General features: G+C 40.9%; 24 protein-coding genes, 3 tRNA genes and 1 pseudogene. 8 read left to right on the top strand and 20 right to left on the bottom strand.

All coding sequences use genetic code 11. From position 1 onward, the window contains the following. The first annotated feature begins 126 nt into the window (after nt 1-126). The 4 genes from radC to DFP80_RS04435 all read left to right on the top strand — a co-directional run bounded on the left by radC (nt 127) and on the right by DFP80_RS04435 (nt 2,501). Entirely contained in the window at nt 127-615 is a 489-nt protein-coding gene (gene radC, locus DFP80_RS04450; protein ID WP_113915614.1) for a RadC family protein, read from the top strand. A gap of 96 nt (nt 616-711) precedes the next feature. After that, nucleotides 712-1,152 carry a DUF2787 domain-containing protein gene (locus DFP80_RS04445; RefSeq protein ID WP_206610561.1) on the top strand — a complete coding sequence of 147 codons (441 nt, stop codon included), beginning with the start codon at nt 712-714 and terminating at the stop codon, nt 1,150-1,152. Between the two features lie 215 nt (nt 1,153-1,367). Beyond that, nucleotides 1,368-1,928: a tyrosine-type recombinase/integrase gene (locus DFP80_RS04440; protein ID WP_113915613.1), complete on the top strand. Its 561-nt coding sequence runs from the start codon at nt 1,368-1,370 to the stop codon at nt 1,926-1,928. A gap of 81 nt (nt 1,929-2,009) precedes the next feature. After that, complete coding sequence (locus DFP80_RS04435) at nt 2,010-2,501, top strand: lecithin retinol acyltransferase family protein (RefSeq protein WP_113915612.1); 492 nt, start codon at nt 2,010-2,012, stop codon at nt 2,499-2,501. Nucleotides 2,502-2,533: 32 nt separating this feature from the next. On the opposite strand, the gene DFP80_RS21040 is transcribed toward DFP80_RS04435, so the two are convergent. Together DFP80_RS21040 and DFP80_RS04425 are read right to left on the bottom strand one after the other, a co-directional pair. Continuing rightward, a complete protein-coding gene (locus tag DFP80_RS21040; RefSeq protein WP_113915757.1) occupies nt 2,534-3,190 on the bottom strand; it encodes an inovirus Gp2 family protein in 657 nt (218 codons plus the stop codon). A gap of 651 nt (nt 3,191-3,841) precedes the next feature. Further along, nucleotides 3,842-4,918, bottom strand: a complete 1,077-nt coding sequence (locus DFP80_RS04425) for a hypothetical protein (RefSeq protein ID WP_206610562.1) — start codon at nt 4,916-4,918, stop codon at nt 3,842-3,844. Nucleotides 4,919-5,022: 104 nt separating this feature from the next. Between DFP80_RS04425 and DFP80_RS04420 the strand changes: the two genes are divergently transcribed. Continuing rightward, the gene (locus DFP80_RS04420) at nt 5,023-5,628 is read left to right on the top strand and encodes a hypothetical protein (RefSeq protein ID WP_113915611.1); all 606 of its coding nucleotides are present in this window, start codon (nt 5,023-5,025) and stop codon (nt 5,626-5,628) included. A 41-nt stretch (nt 5,629-5,669) separates the two neighbouring features. Here the strand turns inward: DFP80_RS04420 and DFP80_RS21130 are convergent. The 3 genes and pseudogenes from DFP80_RS21130 to DFP80_RS04410 form a co-directional block, all read right to left on the bottom strand. Next, nucleotides 5,670-5,951: pseudogene (locus tag DFP80_RS21130) on the bottom strand (transposase). A gap of 602 nt (nt 5,952-6,553) precedes the next feature. Beyond that, nucleotides 6,554-6,641 (bottom strand) — tRNA-Ser (locus DFP80_RS04415). Between the two features lie 92 nt (nt 6,642-6,733). Further along, nucleotides 6,734-7,300 carry a nitroreductase family protein gene (locus tag DFP80_RS04410; RefSeq protein ID WP_113915610.1) on the bottom strand — a complete coding sequence of 189 codons (567 nt, stop codon included), beginning with the start codon at nt 7,298-7,300 and terminating at the stop codon, nt 6,734-6,736. 110 nt (nt 7,301-7,410) lie between these two features. On the opposite strand from DFP80_RS04410, the gene DFP80_RS04405 reads away from it, so the two are divergent. Beyond that, complete coding sequence (locus DFP80_RS04405; protein ID WP_113915609.1) at nt 7,411-8,946, top strand: coiled-coil domain-containing protein; 1,536 nt, start codon at nt 7,411-7,413, stop codon at nt 8,944-8,946. A 23-nt stretch (nt 8,947-8,969) separates the two neighbouring features. Here the strand turns inward: DFP80_RS04405 and nadA are convergent, their stop codons facing one another. The 14 genes from nadA to DFP80_RS04335 all read right to left on the bottom strand — a co-directional run bounded on the left by nadA (nt 8,970) and on the right by DFP80_RS04335 (nt 19,865). Next, nucleotides 8,970-10,016, bottom strand: a complete 1,047-nt coding sequence (nadA, locus tag DFP80_RS04400; RefSeq protein ID WP_113915608.1) for a quinolinate synthase NadA — start codon at nt 10,014-10,016, stop codon at nt 8,970-8,972. A 41-nt stretch (nt 10,017-10,057) separates the two neighbouring features. Beyond that, nucleotides 10,058-10,133 (bottom strand) — tRNA-Lys (locus tag DFP80_RS04395). Between the two features lie 28 nt (nt 10,134-10,161). After that, nucleotides 10,162-10,237, bottom strand: a tRNA-Lys gene (locus DFP80_RS04390). 41 nt (nt 10,238-10,278) lie between these two features. Next, nucleotides 10,279-11,070, bottom strand: coding sequence for a tol-pal system protein YbgF (gene ybgF, locus DFP80_RS04385; protein ID WP_113915607.1), 792 nt, complete (start codon nt 11,068-11,070; stop codon nt 10,279-10,281). After that, a complete protein-coding gene (pal, locus tag DFP80_RS04380; RefSeq protein ID WP_113915606.1) occupies nt 11,070-11,654 on the bottom strand; it encodes a peptidoglycan-associated lipoprotein Pal in 585 nt (194 codons plus the stop codon). The genes ybgF and pal overlap by 1 nt, the downstream gene beginning before the upstream one ends. A 19-nt stretch (nt 11,655-11,673) precedes the next feature. Next, complete coding sequence (tolB, locus tag DFP80_RS04375) at nt 11,674-12,972, bottom strand: Tol-Pal system beta propeller repeat protein TolB (protein WP_113915605.1); 1,299 nt, start codon at nt 12,970-12,972, stop codon at nt 11,674-11,676. Further along, nucleotides 12,972-13,928: a cell envelope integrity protein TolA gene (gene tolA, locus DFP80_RS04370; RefSeq protein ID WP_113915604.1), complete on the bottom strand. Its 957-nt coding sequence runs from the start codon at nt 13,926-13,928 to the stop codon at nt 12,972-12,974. Before tolA ends, tolB begins: the two co-directional genes overlap by 1 nt. Beyond that, nucleotides 13,928-14,356, bottom strand: coding sequence for a protein TolR (gene tolR, locus DFP80_RS04365; RefSeq protein WP_113915603.1), 429 nt, complete (start codon nt 14,354-14,356; stop codon nt 13,928-13,930). The genes tolA and tolR overlap by 1 nt, the downstream gene beginning before the upstream one ends. Next, the gene (tolQ, locus tag DFP80_RS04360; RefSeq protein WP_113915602.1) at nt 14,356-15,036 is read right to left on the bottom strand and encodes a protein TolQ; all 681 of its coding nucleotides are present in this window, start codon (nt 15,034-15,036) and stop codon (nt 14,356-14,358) included. Before tolQ ends, tolR begins: the two co-directional genes overlap by 1 nt. A gap of 9 nt (nt 15,037-15,045) precedes the next feature. Next, nucleotides 15,046-16,059, bottom strand: coding sequence for a Holliday junction branch migration DNA helicase RuvB (gene ruvB, locus DFP80_RS04355; RefSeq protein ID WP_113915601.1), 1,014 nt, complete (start codon nt 16,057-16,059; stop codon nt 15,046-15,048). 3 nt (nt 16,060-16,062) lie between these two features. Then, nucleotides 16,063-16,665: a Holliday junction branch migration protein RuvA gene (ruvA, locus tag DFP80_RS04350; RefSeq protein ID WP_113915600.1), complete on the bottom strand. Its 603-nt coding sequence runs from the start codon at nt 16,663-16,665 to the stop codon at nt 16,063-16,065. Further along, nucleotides 16,662-17,219, bottom strand: a complete 558-nt coding sequence (gene ruvC / locus DFP80_RS04345) for a crossover junction endodeoxyribonuclease RuvC (RefSeq protein ID WP_113915599.1) — start codon at nt 17,217-17,219, stop codon at nt 16,662-16,664. Before ruvC ends, ruvA begins: the two co-directional genes overlap by 4 nt. 159 nt (nt 17,220-17,378) lie before the next feature. Beyond that, nucleotides 17,379-19,151, bottom strand: coding sequence for an aspartate--tRNA ligase (gene aspS, locus DFP80_RS04340; RefSeq protein WP_113915598.1), 1,773 nt, complete (start codon nt 19,149-19,151; stop codon nt 17,379-17,381). A 189-nt stretch (nt 19,152-19,340) separates the two neighbouring features. Further along, nucleotides 19,341-19,865: a GreA/GreB family elongation factor gene (locus DFP80_RS04335; RefSeq protein ID WP_113915597.1), complete on the bottom strand. Its 525-nt coding sequence runs from the start codon at nt 19,863-19,865 to the stop codon at nt 19,341-19,343. Nucleotides 19,866-20,038: 173 nt separating this feature from the next. Between DFP80_RS04335 and DFP80_RS04330 the strand changes: the two genes are divergently transcribed. Together DFP80_RS04330 and DFP80_RS04325 are read left to right on the top strand one after the other, a co-directional pair. Beyond that, nucleotides 20,039-20,485: a MarR family winged helix-turn-helix transcriptional regulator gene (locus tag DFP80_RS04330; RefSeq protein WP_113915596.1), complete on the top strand. Its 447-nt coding sequence runs from the start codon at nt 20,039-20,041 to the stop codon at nt 20,483-20,485. A 9-nt stretch (nt 20,486-20,494) separates the two neighbouring features. Then, nucleotides 20,495-21,235 (top strand): siderophore-interacting protein, encoded by a 741-nt coding sequence (locus DFP80_RS04325; RefSeq protein ID WP_113915595.1) that lies wholly within the window; start codon nt 20,495-20,497, stop codon nt 21,233-21,235. Between the two features lie 64 nt (nt 21,236-21,299). On the opposite strand, the gene cysN is transcribed toward DFP80_RS04325, so the two are convergent. After that, the gene (gene cysN, locus DFP80_RS04320; RefSeq protein WP_113915594.1) at nt 21,300-22,913 is read right to left on the bottom strand and encodes a sulfate adenylyltransferase subunit CysN; all 1,614 of its coding nucleotides are present in this window, start codon (nt 22,911-22,913) and stop codon (nt 21,300-21,302) included. Between the last annotated feature and the right edge of the window lie 3 nt (nt 22,914-22,916).

Here is a 22,916-nt window from a genome sequence, read left to right as displayed (position 1 = left end):
TTAGACCATACCCGATCCTATGAATGGTCTTTTCCTAATGTCTTAATCCCTCTACAACTGAAAGCTTTTTCAGATATATATCATCGTTACGCATAGCCCCATTAACCATGTCAAAGGAGACACTCTATGCGTTCATCTAAACCGTTATCCAATAATGCATCTTATCCATCACACCAAGCCTCACACCTAACCGAACTACTTGAGCAAGCTGCTGATGCGCTTGCTCAGAAGTACAAACGCGAAGGCACATTCACCAACGCTAGCAACGTGAAGGAATACCTAAAACTAAAGCTTGGGTCTTATGATCGAGAAGTATTCGCTCTTATGCTGCTAGATAGCCAGCATCAGTTAATTCGATTTGAAGAGTTGTTCTTTGGAACGATTGATGCCGCTGCGGTTTATCCAAGAGAAGTGGTTAAAGCTTCTTTAAATGCCAATGCTGCCGCTGTCATTCTGGCTCATAACCATCCGTCAGGCTCAGCAGAGCCATCACAGGCAGACATAAACATCACCGACACGTTAGTCCGAGCACTCAAGCTTATTGATGTTAGGGTGCTCGACCATATCGTCGTGGGGGAACAATGCGTGTCGCTCGCAGAAAGAGGACTGATCTAAATTACCTGCTATTGAAATGACAACTTGTCTGACCAAAACCTTTCGTTCTATATAAATCTAACAATGGTGTTACTCAGCGAATACCAAGGAGTACTTATGTCTGCTCAAATTTCTGCTATTTCATTTTGCAAATCAGTGTTACCCATTTCTACTGAGTTTATGGATCAACTAAGGCGTGTTATTGGTGAACATGTCGTGGATCTAAACGACAACCACATCACAATTAACTTTAAGGACAGCAGCTATTCAGCAGCCAAAGGTGGGTATCATCCTGTTGAAATTTCTTTGATCAAAATGGCTGAGCACCATTACGTGATTAGCTACATCACGGACTTCAGTTACTGTGGGCATTCACCAGAAGAACTTGAAAGAGACTTAGATTTTGATTTTGGTAACTCATTGGCCCTTTCTCGTCCTTTTGGCTGGATAGACATTTCGTTGCCAGAGATGGCTGAGCTTTATCAGCTATGGGAAAGTAATTTTATCGCTTACTTAACGATGGATGTTTACGACCAGATTCAAATACAAAGTCTTTAACACCATCACTCTCTCTGCAAACTCATCTTTTCAGTTCATCACGTTTCAATCTATCGCAACAAACTAACCCCATCAGCACAGACACGCGCCTAAGCAACTGCTTCCCATATTGTTAAAACGGGAAGCTGCAACCGCCCATGAAATAAGGGTTTAGCTATCGCGCCCCCTCTCTGCTTCTCAAAACTCCCACCTACAAACAAAAAAGGAAACAGACAATGGCTGAAGTGCAAGCGGTAAAAGACAGCGACACGATCCATCTGATCGGCCATCTACTAAGTATTCGCTTTAACCCACAAATGGCGGATGTATGGAACATTGGCCTCAACTTAGCGTTACGGATATCAGATCTGCTTTCTATTCGTTTTGAAGATATTCATGGAAGCCGTTTAATAATTCGAGAAAGCAAAACAGGAAAACTAGCCAACATTCAATTGAACACTAAAACTCTTGAACATATTTCAAGAATCCAAGCTCAGTACCCTTCACATATTTATCTATTCCAATCCCATCGATGTCAGCAAATAAAGCACACAGCGCCCAAACCGATTTCACGACGTGCCGTGTCTATGGCTTTTCAGCAAGTAGGAAAAGAGGTGAATATTATTTTAGGGACACACTCTATGCGCAAAACACGAGGTTACTTTTTATATCAAGCAACGAAGGACATTGCCCGAGTAATGAAGATGCTTCGCCATAGCTCGGAGGGCGTCACCTTACGTTACATAGGCATTACCCAAGATGAATTAGACAAAGACTTTGTATCGCTTGAGCTGTAGTCACAGAAACAACTGTCAGCTTAAGTAACCCCTTCCACAAAATTGCCAACGATCTACGCTGGCTCAGCTGAGTAATAAGTTATGAATCCATTAGCACTCTTAGGAAATATACTAGTAGGCAATTTAGCTAAAAGCCTAACCGACAATCTTTTCTACAAAACAAATGGCCCCGTCAGAGGAAGCATTCTTTATTGTGATTTGGCATTTGGTGCTGCTGAACATTCCGGCATCTATGTCGGCAATAACCAAGTAGTCCACAAGAATGGCCAGGGGGCGGTTGAACTCGTATCGATCAATCAATTCAAAAACACCATTAGCGCCATTACGATCTACATAAGTTGTAATAGCAATGGAGAACCAATAGGTGATGAGCACGTAGCTAATGATGCAGAAATGATGATTGGAACCAATAGCACATATTCTCTACTGAGCAATAACTGCCACCAATTTTGTAGTTACTGCATCACAGGGAACTTCACATCAAACACCTTCTCTCTCAGGCAGCTTAAAAAGGACGCCAAGCTTTTTTTAGACACATCGCAATGGAGAGCATGGAATTTAACGAAACGTTAACTAAGAGGGCTTTAAGAGCCCTCTGCTAATCATCAACGAGAGCTACAACCAAAACATCGCCGACCTTCCCCGTAATGCTTGGTTCTTTTTTTTGCCATATAACTTATTCGATGAAATAGGTCACTATACTGCTGTGAAAAATTCCGATCATTTTCATTCAGAAAGTAGCCATGATCCTTAGGGAACTCGACCAAACGAGAGTTACTAGCAAGGCTACAACCTAAAGCGCTAGACCAAGCATCAATAATCATTGACGCTAAGCTTCCATCAGACGAATACTGACCTGCTTTGTAATACCTGTCTTTATTAAAGAAAAGAACGACATGATAATGATCGTTTCTAGAAGTATATCGCTCTCTTACCCATGCATACCTTACAGTACAAGGACGAGCTCTTTTACCTTCTCTACACATCCTCCTTGTTTGGGCTTTAACCTTTGCGCTTAACGATTCTATAAATCTCTTCATCAGGTTTATTCGATCCCAATTGTAGCTAATTATCTCATCTCGACTTAAGCAATCATCATAGACATCAAAACCTGGAAGCCTAAGATCAACCCTAATAGCGTAAGTTCGAGGATGTTCTAATAGAGATAAATTTATCGTGTTTAACAGCTTGTCTAAGTAAAGAAGACTGTTACTGTCAAGCGTCCCTTGGATCGGTAGGCCCTGATAACTATTTTCTTTCATGAGTAATACCAGTGTTATTTGTTCACAGGTATCCCCAGTCATATTATTTTTTTACAGATTAACTAAGCTTTACTCTACTTGGATAAATTAGTGTCTTATACGTTAGTGCTAGTTAGTTATATTAACCATACCGCCACTACCAACATCATCTTGCCAGACTACAAGCCAGCAATAGAGACACTGGTGACAACATAATCATACAAAAATCAGTCTGAAGTTACTTAACGATAAAGTGGTGTCCTTAGGCTGAAAAATACGACCATAGGTCAAAATAATCCATATTCAGTTACAGGCATTCGGTAAAACACTAACTACCTCGACGGGAAACACTTTTATTTCTATCCGTCCGTATTTGGATAAACATCAAATCTGGTACTAGACCCAATCCGAGACTAGTTCCTCATTACAGCCTAAAGCACTTATTCATGCACCATTGATAATGGTTTAGCAAAGAATATCTTTGTTTATAGCAGCCATACATTAATGTGCCCTGCTCTCTAGTTCGTGCATATCTAACTTTGCACGGAGATGACCTCTTATCCATCTTTTTATCGTATTTATTAAGATTTAATCTTTTTAATTAATACGCGCCCTTGATGATAAAGCACAATCAAAAAAGCTATTTAGGGAAGACATACCAAATCCTCTACCTTAAATCTCCCAAGGTTGTTCATTAGAATCTGGCCGAAATACAACAGAATCACTATCAATAACTTTGATATCGCCGGTGTATGAACCACCTATATTAGACAGTAAGTAACAAGAGTTTTCAGTTCTTATGAAATAGATATCAAAAGAGCCCTTTGACTTATTTTTTTCGATCTGCAGAAGAACGATATATAAGAAAAAATCAGAAAAAATATCAATATCTCTAGTCCAAATATCACTAAGAGCTTTATTGACTGACTCTGAGTCCGTCATCGAAATGATCTCGCGATTATGAGATTGGAGCCCTGGTGTTAGTTTTTTTCGAATACTTTGCGAAACTAGCTCGTCAAAAAAGTGGTACAGCCTGTCAGCGAGTCTATGTTGATTTATCTCACTCACTAAAAAGCCAAATTTATTTTGGGTGACATTTGACCAACTAGTCATTCGTTGATTAGGCTGACATCTTAAAAGTGTCTCTGCTTTAAAACCCTGTAGTTCAATCCTACTGCCGCCAAATATTTTTGGATCAATGATACAAATCGAGCTACTTTTTTTGTATAGCTTCGGAGCATTACCACCAGTTATAAATTTCAAAATAAATCCATCATCCATCAACTCATTTTTGTAACGACGCAATCTCTGCACCGTCATTCCTGTGATAGAGGAAAGATAAGAATAACTAACGCTTTTAATGATACCCAATTCATCAGCTAAAGAAACCAATACAGCTTTAAGTAATCGCTTTGCCAACTCTTCTGCACGCTCACTGGTTAGTACTAATCCAACACCTAGTATTTGAAATATGGCGGCCAGTTGCGCTTGAGTGTTGTAAGTAACTTGAGGATAAACGATAGCACCCGATGACTGTTCATCATTAGAAGCCAGCTTATCATTTGAATACAAGCGAGCTACCGAACTGCGAACTGTAGAATCTTTGATCCTTAGCTTTTCAGCCAGAGATGCAATTGAGCATTGACTACCTCCTTGCTCATTAGCAAATAATAGCCATCGTATATATGTGACCTTATCTTGGGGCTTTAAACCTTCCCAAGGCTGTAGAAGTATATCCATATTCATCATACATTCACTTTATAATACCTATTATATTTATAATACCATAGTTTTTGACAGCTAGTAAATTACATGTAAAGCTACATGTAACTAAACAAGATAAGAGGAAATAAATGACTATAGAATTGGATGAATTTCTGGATTGGATAAATTGCAAGGACCGAAATATGACCCGATGGGTAAGTAATTATTTTATTAAAAAAGGGATCCCTAGAAGATTGATTTCCATAGAAGAAATAAACACCTATTCTTCGGAACAAGGTGTTTTCGAGCAAGGTGTTTTGGAACAAGCCAAAAACTATTTTTCTAGCATACGGCACCAAAACTCATCGGAAGAAAAACTGCCGAAGATGAAACAGTCTTGGGCACAGTACTGCCGCAGAAAAAAAGGCATTAAAAGATCGCACCCTGTCTATGTCGATGACAGCACCCACAAAGTTCTTGCGAGCATTAAGAAAGAACATGGATTAGATAACCTAGGACAATCTGTAGGATTAATTATCGAGGGAATACTACATAGAAGAAAGATACTCAGGCTTGAAAAAGACAAAGCTTCACTGAATAGACAACTCAATAATTTTGACTTACTAAAGACAAAAACTCAGCAAAAGGAAGAGCAATTAGAAGAAATACGCAATAAGATTAGCTCACTTGAAGAAAGAAATTTAATGCTAACGAAAGCACTCGAACAGCTTTCAATCTTATTGAAACATCAATAGATTACAGAAAATCTGTAATCTATTGATGTACTTATTAATCATCAACTCGTAAAACTCTTATTCTTGAACATACAGATAGTGGCGTGATTAGGAATGAGACTATCCAATGACAAGCCAGCAAATAAGTGCATAGAAGCAATCTCACACAAGGCATCTTCCATGGTAGGATTACTCATATTGTATCAATGCCACATACAGTGAATACGGAACATGCTAGATAGCGGATAAGATCTTCTACCTTTCCCAGCTTTGGCATAAAACGGCTCAATAACCGATTCAAGCTGATCCCAAGGGATCAACTCATGCGTGCGAGAAAGAAGCATTTTTTTACAAATTTTATGGTGTTTTTTGTGAGCTCACTGTCAGATGAAGTGAGTTGATGTGACATGGTTGAGGCTCTAAGACTTAAAACGAGATTGTCTCATGAGGAGGGCTTATTCGCATGCTCCTTGCCTCTCGGCCCTCTACTTTTATTAAACAAGCGAGAGCGTGCTCCCTGCGAAGCCCTGACCCTTATTCCAGAAACAACACTAAAGCTACTGGTATTTATAGGAATCAACGATATAAATTAGAGCAACGTATCGATATCGGATCGAGTTATTTTACAAACTCCACTATTTCAATTAAATACTTTCAGCTGGAGAATTCGCTTTATGGGAGCGCACCTTGGTACTTTGCAGCTAACTAGAAACCAGCTTGGAAGATCAGCTCTCATGATCAAGACTACCACTGGTGACGCATGATGTAATTTTGATAGCAACATATCAGAGTGAAGGTATTAGATTAGCAAAAAGAGCCTAGACTTTTTATAGTGTAGAAAACAAAAAAAACCAGTTAGAAGCTAATCCAACTGGTTTTCTATTGATGTACTTTTTGATGTACAATTTCTAGAAACACTCTGTAACCCATGATTCTAGAGGGATAATGGCGGTGAGCAAGAGATTCGAACTCTTGATGCCTTTCGACATACACGCTTTCCAGGCGTGCTCCTTCGGCCACTCGGACAGCTCACCAAAACTTTATATACGCAGTGCGTAATTTGTGCGCGTATTCTAGTGATAGAGAATAAAGATTGCAACTAGTTTTATCAAATTAGTCTTAAAAATTAATCTCTTATCCATTTCAAGTGATCACCGAGCTCCACTTTTGGAATGGAAGACGATTTCTCTTTAGGGGTTCCAGCATAAATGAGACCAATGATTTGATCATTCTCCTCTAGCCCCAAAAGATCTTTGGTTTTTTGAGTGAAGCATGCAGGGCCGCTTCGCCACATACCACCATAACCAAGAGCATCTAATCCCAATAAAACTTGCTGAGCCGCCGCTGAAGCCGCCATAACCTGCTCTATTGCGGGAACTTTAGGGTGATCCTGGATTCGAGCATAAACCAATAGAACTGCAGGTGCTCGATATGCCTTTTTAATAAAAGCTTCTTTCTTGCTATCTGGCATGGAATCAACTTCAGATAGAGCATGGTGCCAATAAATTTGTCCTAGTTTTGCCCGACCTTCACCTTCAAAGACGCAAAAGCGCCACGGTTTTAGGTTGCCATGATCAGCAGCTCGACTTGCCGCTTCCAAAATAGACTCCCATTCAGTTTTGCTTGGTGCAGGTAAGTCGAGTGCAGGGTGGGATACACGATTACGTATGAATGTTAAAGTTTCTTTACTCATAAAATATTTAATTCCGCTAACATAAGAAAAACAGCAAGTTAAAATGATGATTTGCTATAGTTTAATGATAATGGATATCACATCTATCGGTTTAGCGTCTAGGAGTTTTTATGTCAAAATGGTTGATTTGGGCGTTGCTTGAATTGAGCACCTTTCTTTTATTGGCCAATGCTGTTTTTTTATGGCTGTCACATTCGCTTGTGAAAAAAGCACAAGAAGCATCTAAAGAAGAAACTAAGGAAGCAACCAAAACCTCCCCCTCTCTAGAAAACAGCAGCAAATCAGGTGACAGTGACACAAAGGCCTATAAAGGTTTGGCGCATTATATGGATCTGCAGATCAATTTCGCTGCTGCCTCTATTACTTCCAATAAACTAGATCAACATGAAGTTAATAGATTAAAAATCTGGGGAACTGTACTTAAGGCCGAAAGAGCTATTTTACTGAACCAAGCAAATGAAAAACCGAAACCTATCTTAAACCGATTTTTATCTAGCCTTTTATATGCACTCTCAGCACCAAAACTACAAACAACCAATGCTAATGAATTGCATCAAAACCTAAAGGAAATGGAAGATGAGTTTTATCAAGCCTCAGAGTTACTGATCACCAAAGAATCGCTATCAAAAAATCAGTCTTTGTTAAATGAGGACTTACAGAAAAATATTGACCGTGCCAAAACCCGTATCAATCGATTGGCTATTAAGCAAGCAGAGCAGCAACGCTTAGAAATTGAAATTAATGACCTTAAGGAAAAAATAAAAAAGCTCGAGCAGAAACAACCTGAAAAGATAGGAAACTTTGCTGCATTCAGTCTTCAGGCACCAAAGGCACAAAAACAAGACAAATCGGTCCACAGCGCATCTTTCAAACAAATGTCTAGCTTAAGCAGCCTTTCTGACCGCCAAAAAATGGTCATAGAGCAATTGAAAAATGAAATTGACAAGGCTCATAAAAACAATAATTCACATGCAGCTCTAGAAGCGCAAAAAGTCGCCATTTCCAAAATGGAACGAATATCTAAAGAATCGCAAACACTCATATCACAACTAGAAGCAGAATTAGAAACATCAAACTTATCCATTGCAACATTACGACAGGATATTAGCTTGAAGGATGCCAAGCTTGCTGAATTAGAAGAGCAATTAGACAAAAGCAATGAAACAGCGATTGGCAACCTGCAAGCATTAAGTGCAAATAAGAAAGAAACTTTAGGTTCATTACGCGATGAACTAAATACGGCACTTGAAAATCAGTCAACAGAAAACTTAATTGAGCAGGATAAGGACGCCAGAGCACTTGAACGCTTACTTCAAGAGTCAGAAACTTGTGTCACGCTCTTAGCACAAGAGTTAGAAACTGCTGAAAACACCAATAATGAACTGAAAGAAAAAGTTACTGCGCTTGCCGGGGGCTCCAGTCAAAGCCTAACAACTCAGTCAAAACCTCTTATTGAACAAAGAGAAAAAAATCGACAATTGGCTCAGGTAACAACCGAACTGAAAAAGCAGCTATTAGACTCAATAGCACACAAAGATTATCAGGCCCTTAGAGTCACATATAACAAGAAGAGCCTTGAATGTGATCGTTTACAATTGGCATTTTCAGATTTAGAAATGAAATATTTAGGGACTCTAAATAATTAGTAGTCCCTAAATAAAGGTCTAATTTATTTAACTTGAAAATCAAGCATTCGTTGTAGTGGTATCAGGGCTTTTACTCTAGTGCTATCTGGTACTTGAATTTCACCTGTACTATTTTTTAATGAATCTCGAAGCATTTCCAAACTATTTAGCGCCATCCAAGGGCAGTGCGCACAGCTACGGCAGTTTGCGCCTGAGCCGGCTGTAGGCGCCTCTATAAAACGCTTATTCGGTGATGCCTGTTTCATTTTGTAAAAAATACCCCTGTCGGTAGCAACAATAAAGGTATCATTTGTCATCTTCTTTGAAGCATTTAGCAGCTGTGACGTTGAACCCACTACATCTGCAACTTCAACCACTGCTTCAGGCGATTCTGGGTGCACCAGAACGGCAGCGTCTGGGTAAATAGCTTTTAAATCTAAAATCCCTTTTGCTTTGAATTCTTCGTGAACAATACAGGCGCCGTCCCAAAGTATCATGTCAGCCCCAGTTTCTCGCTGAATATACCCACCTAAGTGCTGATCTGGCGCCCAAATAATCTTCTCACCCTGCTCTACAAGGTGGTTAACGACATCTAAAGCGATACTAGAAGTGACTACCCAGTCTGCCCGCGCTTTCACTGCAGCAGATGTATTGGCGTATACCACAACTTTTCGATCAGGATATTGATCACAGAAAGCAGAGAATTCTTCTATTGGACAACCAATATCTAATGAACAGGTCGCCTCTAAAGTAGGCATTAAAATTGTTTTTTCTGGGCTTAGTATTTTTGCCGTTTCACCCATGAATTTAACACCTGCAACAACAAGTGTTTTAGCTTCATGGTTTGCTCCAAAACGTGCCATTTCTAAGGAGTCAGCGATTATGCCACCCGTTTCTTCTGCGAGCTCTTGAATAGCATCCTCAGTGTAGTAATGGGCAACTAAGACGGCATTCTTTTGCTTAAGTAAAGATTTAATCTCAGAGCGGATTTGATCATCGTCAACAGATGTTATTTCGAGGCTCTTTTCAGCTTCAAATAAATACTTTTGAACCGTATCGCGCAGTGCTGCTTTATTGAAAAGTTCAGACATATCATTACCCCTTAAGAAACTGGGAGCGGAATGAGTGTTTTTGGTGGGTCGTACTGGATTCGAACCAGTGACCAATTGATTAAAAGTCAACTGCTCTACCAACTGAGCTAACGACCCAAAAATCACAAAAGGAATAAAAAGATGTTGGTGGGTCGTACTGGATTCGAACCAGTGACCAATTGATTAAAAGTCAACTGCTCTACCAACTGAGCTAACGACCCAACGGGTTGCGTATAATACAGAGCCCGCTGAGGATTGCAAGCTATTTAATTTTACTTAAATATCCTGCTGCTAGTTTAGCTGCCTTACTATCAGGGAAACGCCTAATTACATCCTGTAAATAAGACTTAGCCTTTACTGTATCCCCAAGTTGATCTGTTACAGTACCTAACTTATACAGTGAGTCTTGCTCTTTGTTATGCCCCGGAAAGTTTTTAATTACAGTAGAGAACGCATCTATTGCTTCTTGAGACTTTCCTTGAACCAACTTAACTTCACCCAGCCAATAATAGCCATTACCCGTTAAGGTGTTATTTGGATAATCTTTTACAAACTTTGTTAATGCGACTTCTGCTTCATCAAATTTTCTTTGAGGAATAAGATTGTAAGCCTCATTATAAGCCTGCTGAGATTTAGCTGTTAGTGGCTGTAGATTAACAGGTGCTAAAGGAGAGGAAACCAAAGAACTAACTGAAGGAACATTTCTAGTTACTACTGTTTCAGCTGCAACTGGACGTCCCGCACTTTGTGCTGGAGTAGATGCATACTTAGGTTCATTCGCAGAAGCTGACATCAGTATAGAAATGCGCTTATCAAGATCAATATAGCGATCACGTTGACTCTCTTTCATTAACTTCAACTCATGACCCTGGTTTTCTAATTGTCCACGGAGGCTTTGAACCTCCTGTTGCAGTGTTTCCAATTGAAAAAGCAGATCCGCAGCGGCACTTGGAGAAAGACCTCCGCTTGCCTGTTGAGCCTCAGCTAATGCAAATGGTGCTGTAAAAAACAGCACCATTGCAAAAGAGCGAACTTTTAAGTCTTTAGATGCCATTATTCGTAACGGATTTCAACACGGCGGTTTAGCTGCCAAGCATTGCTGTCATGACCGAAGGCAACAGGAACTTCTTCGCCAAAGCTAACTGTTTCGATTTGAGAAGCAGCAACACCTTGAATAGTCAAATAACGGCTAATAGCTTTAGCACGACGCTCACCTAGAGCCATGTTGTATTCACGAGTACCACGCTCATCCGCATGCCCTTCTAGAACAGCACGAGCATCAGGGTGTGATACCAAATATTCAGCATGTTTAGCTAAAGCTTCACGAGATTCTGGACGTACAATTGATTTATCAAAATCAAAGTAAAATACAGTTTCTACACCCGCTAGAGAATCCATACCGTTATCGTCGTTAGTCGCAACATCTTCTTCAACAATAACACTGGTCATTGCATCACCTTGACCTGCACCAAATGCTTGATCAGAGTTTTCAGCAGCCGTCTCATTGGCTTGCTCGGTTGAAGTGGCATCTTCAGCAACAGTTGAAGAATCAGTATCTGTTGCTGTTGTACTACAACCTGCAATCCATGCTGCAGATAAACCAATTACAGCAAACTTACCTAGTTTTGTTACACTCATTATTCACTCCTCAATGTCTTTATTTGAAATACGGTGACCAAGATGGTTCTCGTACATCTCCGTCTGCTGATGGTAACCTATATTTTACAAGGCCATCAACGGATACTACGCCTAAGATACCCTTCCCTTGATAGGTTGTGGCATACATCACCATGCTACCATTTGGCGCAATGCTTGGCGATTCATCTAAGTAAGTCTCTGTAAGAACTTGAACTCGACCTGTTTTCATATCCTGAAGCGCAATATGATAATTACCATTGTTCTTTTGAACAGTAACAAGATAACGACCATCAGGCGTCATTCTTGCTCTGGTATTCAGCTCTCCTTCAAAAGTCACTCGCTCTACACGCTTACTATTTACATCTAATCGGTATATTTGGGGATTACCACCACGATCAGATGTAAATACAATCCCCTTACCATCTGGCTCCCAGCTTGGTTCGGTATCAATTGCATAATGGTTTGTCATTCGCTCCAATTTTTGTGTTGCGATCTCTAAAGTATAAATTTCAGGGTTATTGTCTTTAGAAAGTACCAATGCTAATTTTTTTCCATCGGGTGACCATGAAGGCGCTCCATTTAATCCTCTAAATTGTGCTATTTGCTGACGCTTACCTGTAGCCAATTCTTGAATGAAAATATTTGGACGTCGATTACGAAACATAACATAAGCAATTTTTCGACCATCCATACTCCATGAGGGAGATAATATTGGTTCTTTCGATTCAACAACAACTTGCGGACGATGTCCATCTGCATCGGCGACTTGTAATTTAAATAATGGCGCTTTTTTGTCTCCTTCTGCAGTAACATATAATATTCTTGTGCTAAACGCGCCCCTAGTTCCAGTCAATAACTCGTAGACTTTATCGCTTATATAATGCGCAGCATCACGAAAATTATTTGCACTAACATCAATAGAACTATGCTTTTGAACAGGCTTCTGACTTAAAACATTTAATAGCTCAAAACCTATTCTATATTGATTACTGGGTAGTTTCTTTACTGTGCCAATGACAACATAATCACTTTTTAGAAGGCGCCAATCCCTATAAAACACATCTGATTCTTTGGTTGGCATACTTAGCATATTAGAGCGAGGAATTGCTTGAAATAAACCGCTACGGGCCAAATCCGCCTCAACAATTTGAGCAATATCCTCTGGCAGCGCATCCACACCATCATAGCCAAAAGGAACTACGGCTATCGGTAGTAGCTGATCCGCACCACTCGTTATTTCAATAACTAACTGAGCCCTAGCTGAACCTATAAATATTAAACAAGAGAATAATATACTTAACCATTTTTTTAACATCATTAATTTCTCAAATCTTGCGGGTTAAAAATCAAATCTACTTGTCGAAAATTTCGCTCAAAAACGTATGAGTCAACTTCCGATAACTCTTCAATTTTCCTGACCTTATAAACAGCGTCCACTGTTCGCTGATCGAATAAGGCATCACCACTACTTTTGGTGATTTGAACATTCATCACTTCACCATTCGGTAAAAAATAAATGCGCAATTGGGCTTTCATGTTGTTTCGCGCACTCGGTGGACGAATCCAGGCTGCGGCGACCCTATCATTTATTAAACCACTAATAGATTGAACCATTTGAGCTTCTTGCACTTTACGTTGCTCAGCTTCAAGTGCCGCCGCTTTGGCAGCCGCCTCCTCGGCTTTCTTTTGTTCAGCAAGCCTTGCTGCCTCCTCTTGGCGCTTTCGCTCTTCTTCCGCTAAACGGTCAGCCTCGGCCTTACGAGCAAGTTCTTTACGCTGCTTTTCATTCGCCTCTTTTTCAGCTAGGCGCTTTTTTTCAGCTAAGCGTTTATTTTCGGCTTGCTCTTTAGCCAGTCGCTTGTTTTCTGCCTCTTGCATAACACGCTTTTGTTCCGCTGCTTTTTTCTTTCTTGCTGCTTCTTGACGCGCTGCTTCTGCCTTTTCTTTTGCCTGCTTAGCTTGAGCAAGTTGCTTTTGCTTTTCTTCTAAAGCCTTGCGCTTAGTTTCTTTTTTTCTACGCTGTTCAGCTTCTTTTTTCTTTTTTTCTGCTAGGGCTGCCTGCTGCTTTGCGGCTTTCTCCTCAGACTCTCTTTTACCTATTATAGTTTCAGAAATATCAATAACAGTAGCATTAACGATAGGAGGACGTTTTGGTTTTGGAGCCTCAGTATCACTAAAATCGATCGCAACCAAGCCGGCAATAACAATACCCGCATGCAAACTTATAGCCAGCACCGTTGGAATACTATAACTATCACTGCGCAACCATTTCATTAGTTTTTATCCGGTTCTGTCACTAAACCTACATTTGGAACACCTGCGCCCTGCAATGTCACCATAAGACCAATAACGTCACCATAAGAGACGTTTTTGTCCCCTCTTACCAATACAGACATCTTAGGATTTTGATTCAACACCTTCCTTACTCTATCTTGTATCTGAGATAAGGCTATCGACTCTTGTTTGCCACCGACATCTAAATAGTACTTACCATCGGAATCGACTGAGGCAATCATGACATCATTTTCAGTATCTTGTATTGGTGACGCATTCGCATTGGGCAATTCGACATCCACACCTTGAGTAAGCATTGGCGCAGTAATCATAAAAATCACCAGCAGAACCAACATAACATCGATATAAGGGACGACATTAATTTCGGCCATTGGACGACGCTTGTTTCTTCTTCTTGAGCGAGCCACTATACAGCGCCTCCCTCTCTTACATGTACCTTACGGTGTAAGATGCTAGTAAATTCATCCGCAAAATTCTCATAACTAGAGCCAAGAGACTCCGCTGTAGAAGAAAATCGGTTATATGCAATAACAGCTGGGATTGCCGCTGCCAAACCAATGGCTGTTGCAATTAGAGCTTCTGCAATGCCTGGAGCAACGGTTGCCAATGTGGCTTGCTGAACTTCTGCAAGACCAATAAAAGAATGCATTATCCCCCAAACAGTACCAAATAAGCCGATATAAGGACTGGTGGAACCAACCGTTGCTAAAAACGGCAGGTGTTGATCGAGCTTTTCTTCTTCACGATATAGAGCTACGCGCATCGCCCTTTGAACACCGTCCATAATAGCTTCAGGATCAACATTGTGGCTCTGTCGTAATCGAGTAAATTCTTTAATACCTGACGTAAAAATATTCTCTATACCTTCTACTTTACGACCTTCTTGTGTGAGTTTTCGATAAAGTTGACTAAGATCAATACCAGACCAAAAATTTTCTTCAAAGGATGTACGAACTTTTTTCGCTTCTTTTAGCACACGGATTCTTTGAAATATTACAATCCATGATAATACAGAAGCAGCTAGTAGAATCAGCATCACAAGCTGAACCACAAAACTAGCACTGGCGATCAGTCCCCAAATTGACATTATTAACCTCTATTTTAAATCTGAAGGTAGTTGGTAATTAAAATGTTCGTAAGCACGTTTTGTAACTTGGCGCCCTCTTGGCGTCCTAATTATAAAACCTTGCTGTATCAAAAACGGCTCTATGACGTCTTCGATAGTATCTTTGTCTTCACCTAAGGCGGCTGAGACACTATCTAGACCAACGGGCCTTCCGTCAAACTTTTCTATCATAGTCAATAACATACGTCTATCTAAGTGATCAAACCCCTGACTATCTACACTTAACATATCTAGCGCCTTCTGAGCAACCTTTTGTCCGACAAGCGTCTCTCCGCTAACTTGCGCCACATCTCTAACTCGACGCAACAGCCGATTGGCAATTCTTGGCGTCCCTCTTGACCTTCTTGCCACTTCAAAACAGCCTGAATGGTCTAGCTCCATGCCCATTTTATTTGCTGAACGTGCCACAATTGTTGTTAGCGACTCAACATCATAAAACTCTAAACGCTGCACAATACCAAAGCGATCCCGCAGGGGGGATGTTAATAATCCTGCCCTTGTTGTTGCTCCGACAAGTGTGAACGGTGGGAGTTCAATTTTAATTGACCTAGCTGCTGGCCCCTCACCAATCATTATATCTAGCTGATAATCCTCCATGGCGGGATAAAGCACCTCTTCAATTGCCGGGCTTAACCTATGTATCTCATCAATAAATAAAATGTCGCCTTCATTTAAATTCGTTAGTAATGCTGCTAAATCTCCAGCCCGCTCTAAGACAGGACCGGATGTTGTTCTGACTTCCGCCCCCATTTCATTACCAATAATATTGGCAAGAGTTGTTTTACCTAAACCAGGAGGCCCAAATATTAGAGTATGATCGAGGGGCTCTTCACGCTGACGTGCAGCTTGAATAAAAATTTCCATTTGCTCTCGAACGATAGGCTGACCAATATACTCAGCAAGCGCTTGCGGACGTATAGCGCGATCTATTTGACGGTCATTACCTTTAAGCTCAGCAGAAATAATACGATCTTGTTCAATCATGCTTTATTTCCTTAGCATACCTTTCAAAGCGGCTTTGATAACCTCTTCACTATTAGCTGCATCCACAGGTACGCTCGCAATCGCCTTAGCCGCTTCTTGAGGCTTATAACCAAGTGAAATAAGTGCCGCTTCAGCCTCTTGTCTAGGGTCAGCCTGAACTTGGCGCAACACGGCAGGAGCTGAGAACAAGTCAGTTTTTGCCGCCTGTCCGAGCTTATCTCTCAATTCAACAATTAGTCGTTCGGCTGTTTTTTTGCCAACACCAGGTATGCGAGTAAGAGCGGTCACGTCCGATTCTTGTACATTACTAATTAGCTCCTCAGATGAAATGCTGGACAAAATTGCCAATGCCATCTTTGGACCAATTCCATTGACTTTAATCAGAATACGAAACAGTGCGCGCTCATTTTTATCTATAAACCCATAAAGTGTATGGGAATCCTCTTTAACTAACAGATGAGTAAATAATGTCACCTGCCCTCCAATTTGAGGCAAATCGTAGACTGTAGTCATTGAAGCACTGACTTCATAACCAATACCATTAACATCAACCATCAATTCTGGTGGAGTCTTTTCTATCAAGGTGCCGACAATTCGTCCGATCACACAGTTTTCCTTACGTCTAATTCTGTCCAACGCTTAGAGGCACGCCCCGCTCGTTTACCAACGCCGTATTCCAATCCGCCGGAAGTTCGAGTATTAGCATGACACAAAGCAATTGCTAAAGCATCAGCCGCGTCTGCTTGCGGCTTGGAAGTTAGATTCAACAAAAGCTGAACCATCATTTGTACTTGCATTTTATCTGCATTACCGTTGCCAACAACAGACTGCTTAACACGTCGTGCAGCATATTCATGCACTGTTAGCTCCTGAATAGAGGCTGCAACAATAGCGGCACCTCTTGCCTGCCCTAGTTTTAACGCCGAATTTGCATTCTTGGCTAAAAACACCTCCTCAATTGCAAACTCGTTTGGCTTATATTCGTCCAATAAAGCTGAAACATTCTGAAATATATGTTTTAACCTAACAGACAGCGCCTCATCAGGTAATCGTATACAGCCACTATTAACGTAAACAGATTTACCATTTACAATATCGATGATACCAAAGCCAGTTATTCGCGAGCCGGGGTCAATTGCTAAAATCCTAGTCGTGGGCATAACATTTTGCGCCTTATACAATTACTGTATATTTCAACAGCCCTTTACAAAGTATGCAATGGCAAAACATAAAAAAGGCCGCTAATACGCGGCCTTTTACGTTTTTCTTTCAATCTCTTAACATAACTTACTGTTCTAAAATAAGTTTAAGAGCCACTTCTAGGATTCAACCACTGGTTTTCTGACGCGGATACTCAACTCTTTTAACTGTTTCTCGCTTACCTCACCTGGCGCTTGAGTCAAAAGGCAGGTCGCACTTTGTGTTTTAGGGAAAGCAATGACGTCACGAATAGAGCTAGAGCCCGTCATCAACATAACCAAACGGTCAAGGCCAAATGCCAAACCACCATGTGGCGGCGCACCAAACTTCAACGCATCCAATAAGAAGCCAAACTTCTCTTGTTGCTCTTCTTCACTGATGTTTAGCAACTCAAACACCACTTCCTGCATTGACACTTGGTGAATACGAATAGAACCGCCACCAAGTTCAGTTCCATTTAGTACCATATCGTATGCTTGAGACAAAGCATTCAATGGATCTGCTTTTAGCGCCTCAGGAGAGCAAGAAGGAGCGGTGAATGGGTGGTGAATCGCAGTAATACCACCATCACTGGTTTCTTCGAACATTGGGAAATCAACAACCCATAATGGTGCCCATTCACAAGTATAAAGATCCATGTCTTCGCCAAGCTTGCAACGTAGAGCACCTAATGCTTCATTTACCACTTTCGTTGAATCTGCACCGAAGAAGATTAAGTCGCCATCTTGAGCTTCTAGACGCTCTAGTAGCGCCGCACGAACTTCAATAGGCAAGAATTTAACAATTGGTGACTGCAAGCCTTCTTCAAGGTTCGATTTATCGTTGACCTTAATGTAAGCCAAGCCTTTCGCACCATAAATGCTAACAAACTTAGTGTAATCATCAATTTGTTTACGTGTTAAGCTGTTGCCGCCAGGCACTTTCAACGCCGCTACACGGCCTTTAGGGTCTGTTGCAGGGCCAGAGAAGACTTTGAAATCAACCTCTTTCATCAAGTCAGACACAGTCACAATCGTTAATGGAATACGAAGATCTGGCTTATCACTGCCGTATGTTTCCATTGCTTCGGAATAAGGCATGCGAGGGAAAGCACCCAAATCAACATTCATTAATTCTTTAAACAAGTCGCCAATCATGTTCTCAGTCATGACCATGATTTGCTCTTCGCTCATGAAGGATGTTTCGATATCCACCTGAGTAAATTCTGGCTGACGATCAGCACGTAAATCTTCATCACGGAAGCACTTGGCGATTTGGTAATAACGATCGAAACCAGACACCATCAATAATTGTTTAAATAGCTGTGGTGACTGCGGCAATGCAAAGAAACTACCTTGCTGCGTACGGCTTGGTACCAGATAGTCACGAGCACCTTCTGGGGTTGCACGAGTCAAAATTGGTGTTTCAATATCTAGGAAGCCATTGTCATCTAAGTAACGACGAAGCACAGAGGTTACTTTTGAACGAAAACGCATTTTTTGCTGAACTTCTGGACGACGCAAATCGATAAAACGGTTTTTTAATCGAACATCTTCACCAACGTTTTGGTGATCATCCAATTGAAATGGCGGCGTTTGTGCGGCATTTAAAATTTCAAGCTCTGTACCAAGCACTTCAATTTCGCCCGTATTCATATTCGGGTTCACTGTGCCTTCTGGACGCGCTCGAACCAAACCTTTCAGCTTAACAACAAACTCATTACGAACACTGTCGGCAAGGGCAAAACTTTCGGCACGATCAGGATCAAAAACAACTTGAGTAATCCCTTCGCGGTCACGAACGTCTAAGAATATAACACCGCCGTGGTCACGACGACGATGAACCCAACCGCAAAGGGTAATTTCTTGTGAAATGTTAGAAGCATTTAACTCGCCGCAATAATGGCTGCGCATAATTTCTTTCCTATTACTTTCTCAGTAAGAGAGTGATTTTTTCTTAGAACGTTTTCTATTTGATCAGTAATGTAAACTGAGTTTTATACATCAAATAGAAGAACAGAATATTTAAAGGCAAAACATTATATGCGAACAAACCCTGACTCTCTAGAGCTGGAGCAAAATTTGTCCTTCACAATGCTCGCTTTATTCAATAGTGGTTATTTCGTAAGCCATTTGCTTCCCACTTTGACGTAATTCGACCTCATCATCGACCATTTTACCAAGTAATACCTTTCCAACTGGACTAGAAGGTGTCACAAGATAAACTATCTTTTTACTTATTTCGACGCTGAGCCCTCCGGCACAAGGGGAAATAAAAAAGTACTTTTCACAAACACAGGATGACTCCAAGTCTACCAATGTTACTAATGACCACAAATCAACACCCTCTTCCTCATTACACATAACAGGCTGTTTCTTATCAAAAAGCAACCAATCCTTTTCACATTCTAATACTCGCTGTGATTGCCCATGAGCTAGGTAAGATGCCTCCAACCCAAAAGTGTCATATTTATTTTCTGCCACACTTTCTTCATTTGTCGCTGCCTCATGGGCCTGTTTCGCAGCCCATTTAGCGGTCTCGTAGCGACTCAACAATGCAGAGGTAACAGTTTTATGTACATCATACTTATCCATTACAACTCGATCTTTTGGTTTTAATTTTTTCATTGTAATGATTCACCTCAATAAGAAAAACCATTACTTCGCCTTTGCCATACAACCTACAAAATGACAAAAAATACGATTTCATTAATTTGCCAAAAACCTTAGTTGACACAGTCAACTTAAGACCCTATATTGATAACGATTCTCAAATGAATTATCAAATTTAAGAAGGCTGAATGAAAGAAAACATTGGCGAGTCGCTCCACAAATTAATGCATCACTACCGACATCAAGTTCGCGAAACGGCGGCTAAATCGGGTATCTTAATTCCTGTTAGCCATATTCGTTCACTTAAATGCATCAATAAAATTACAAACTGCAGCGCCAAAGACATTGCAGATAGACTTTCACTTGATAAATCTCAAATTACTCGAGTATTAAAAGAGCTAGTTAGTTCAGGTTACGTTGAAAAAATTCGGAGCCCAGACAACCATCGCAGCCAATTATTGAGTCTCACAAAGCGTGGCTCAGAATTATTGACCAGAATTACGATGTTGGATCGAGTTGCAGCCCAGAATATGACGCAGAACTTAACAGATCAACAGATAGAAGACTTTATACACATCTCGGAAATAATGGTGAATAACCTTAATCAGTCCCCGTTTTGCGATAATCACGGTTAGGAGTTAACAATGAGCAAACCACAACCACGCGAACTAACAGTTATTAGAAAATCCTTTATAACGACAAACATGTTACGAATAACACTGGGTGGCAACAATATACAAACCATCCCAGCCGACCAAGAAAGTGGCTATGTAAAACTAATATTCCCAAAAGCAGAACAAAAGCCATTAATACGAACTTATACAATTCGCAACCAACGCGCCAATGAAATAGACATTGATTTTGTATTGCATGACGATGGCGGCCCCGCGTCAACATGGGCTAAACAAACTCAACCTAATGACACCATTTTAGTGGGAGGCCCAGGTCCCAAAAAACTAATTGAAGAATCTACGGACTGGCAAATCTTCGTGGGAGACATGACGGCCCTGCCGGCTATTAGTGTCAACCTTGAAAAGCTACCTATGGACGCAAAAGGGTATGCGATACTTGAAGTTATGTCTGAGGAAGACATTCAGCCTTTAAAGCACCCTGAAGGCATTGAGCTAAAATGGGTTGTAAACCCTCACCCAGGAGAAAGCTCTAATTTGCTGCTGAGTCAAATACAGTCACTATCATGGCTTGAGGGCAGCGTATCTGTTTGGGCCGCGTGTGAATTCAGTGGCATGAAAACATTGCGTGCTTTTTTTAAAAATGACGTAAAGGTAGAAAAAGAAAATTTCTATATCTCTAGCTACTGGAAATTAGGTAGTAATGAAGACCAGCACAAAGAAGTCAAACGAATAGACACAGAAACAGCGGCTTAAAGAATCTGCGATTCAAAAACAAAAAACCAGCTCAATGAGCTGGTTTTTTATATTTTATCACGGGCTATAACTGAATACTTTCTACAATCAACTCTACCGCTTCATCCAATGAGGATTCTGTAATTTGAGAGTCAGCAATTGTGACATCAGCTACTAAGAAAGCCACTCCTGTTTGACGAATTAATGCCGCTTCTTGCGCCGTAGCATCAGCCTTAACCAAGGCCACAACACCTTGACGTAACAATAAGCGCTCAAGCGCATTACCTTGTTGCAAAATGCTATCAGCCAATGCAATGACAGCTGGCTTTTGACCAAGTCGCGCCGCACGGTCTTCTGCACTAACAATTGTGTCATGGTCAAGTTCAGCAACAGCTTCTTCAACCATGCCAGCGCCAACTGTTACATTGGTCAAACGATCAATGATAATCAAAGCGCCAGTAAAACGACTATCCGTGTATTCATCAAATGCAACAGGAGCATCAAACTGAATAACCGCATCGCCAATGCCATTCAGTTCCAAAGCATCAATTTTACTCACTTCAAGCGTGTTAACATCAATACGATGATTAAAGTGATGCACTTTACCGGGAACAGTTTGCGTTCCTAACTTAAAGTCATAGAGTTTGCCGGGAACCAGTGGGTGGTCAGCCATCCAAACAATAGAAGAGCGAAGTGTAGTCGCGATTAGCGGCTGTTGACCAACATGAGCAAGCATACCGCCACGACTAATATCTATTTCGTCCTTTAAGGTAATAGTGACAGCTTGGCCTGCTTTTGCCGCTTCTAGATCACCATCAAATGTCACAATTCTATCAACAGTAGAGGTCTTGCCTGAAGGCAAAGCTACCACTTGATCTCCTGGCTTCACTGCTCCGGCAGCAATTGTGCCGGAGAAACCACGAAAATCTAAATTAGGGCGATTGACATATTGAACTGGAAAACGAAAAGCGTCACGTTTAACATCACGATTTATTTGCACCATTTCCAAAATAGACATCAATGGAGCACCTTGATACCAAGGCATGCTTTCAGAGGCATTTACTACATTATCACCACGTAGCGCCGACATTGGCACAAAATGAATATCTTCAGGTTTGCGATCACCAAGTTGATCAACAAACTTAAGGTAGTCATTTTTTATCTGATTAAATGTTGCTTCAGAAAAATCGACCAAGTCCATTTTATTAATAGCAACCACAACATGTTTAATACCCAATAGCGAAGCAATATAGCTGTGGCGACGGGTCTGAGTTTGCACGCCGTAGCGCGCATCAATCAAGATAATAGCAAGATCACAAGTGGATGCACCGGTTGCCATGTTACGAGTGTATTGTTCATGACCTGGTGTGTCCGCGATAATAAATTTACGCTTCTCAGTAGAGAAATAGCGATAGGCCACATCGATAGTGATGCCCTGCTCTCGCTCAGCTTGAAGACCATCAACTAGCAAAGCGAGATCTACTTCTTCCCCCTGGGTACCAGACTTTTTACTGTCGCGCTTCACAGCATCCAAGTGATCTTCATAAATCAACTTGGAATCATGAAGCAAACGACCGATTAATGTACTTTTTCCATCATCGACATTGCCGCAAGTAAGAAGACGTAATAAGTCTTTTTCTTCATGCTGTTTCAAATAACCAAGTATGTCTTGGCTGATCAATTCTGATTGGTGAGACATTCT

Origin of the sequence: Marinomonas rhizomae (genome assembly GCF_003315485.1) — a bacterium.
Lineage (GTDB): Bacteria > Pseudomonadota > Gammaproteobacteria > Pseudomonadales > Marinomonadaceae > Marinomonas > Marinomonas rhizomae.
Note: the sequence above shows the minus strand (reverse complement) of the source record. Positions and strands in the feature narration are given on the sequence as shown.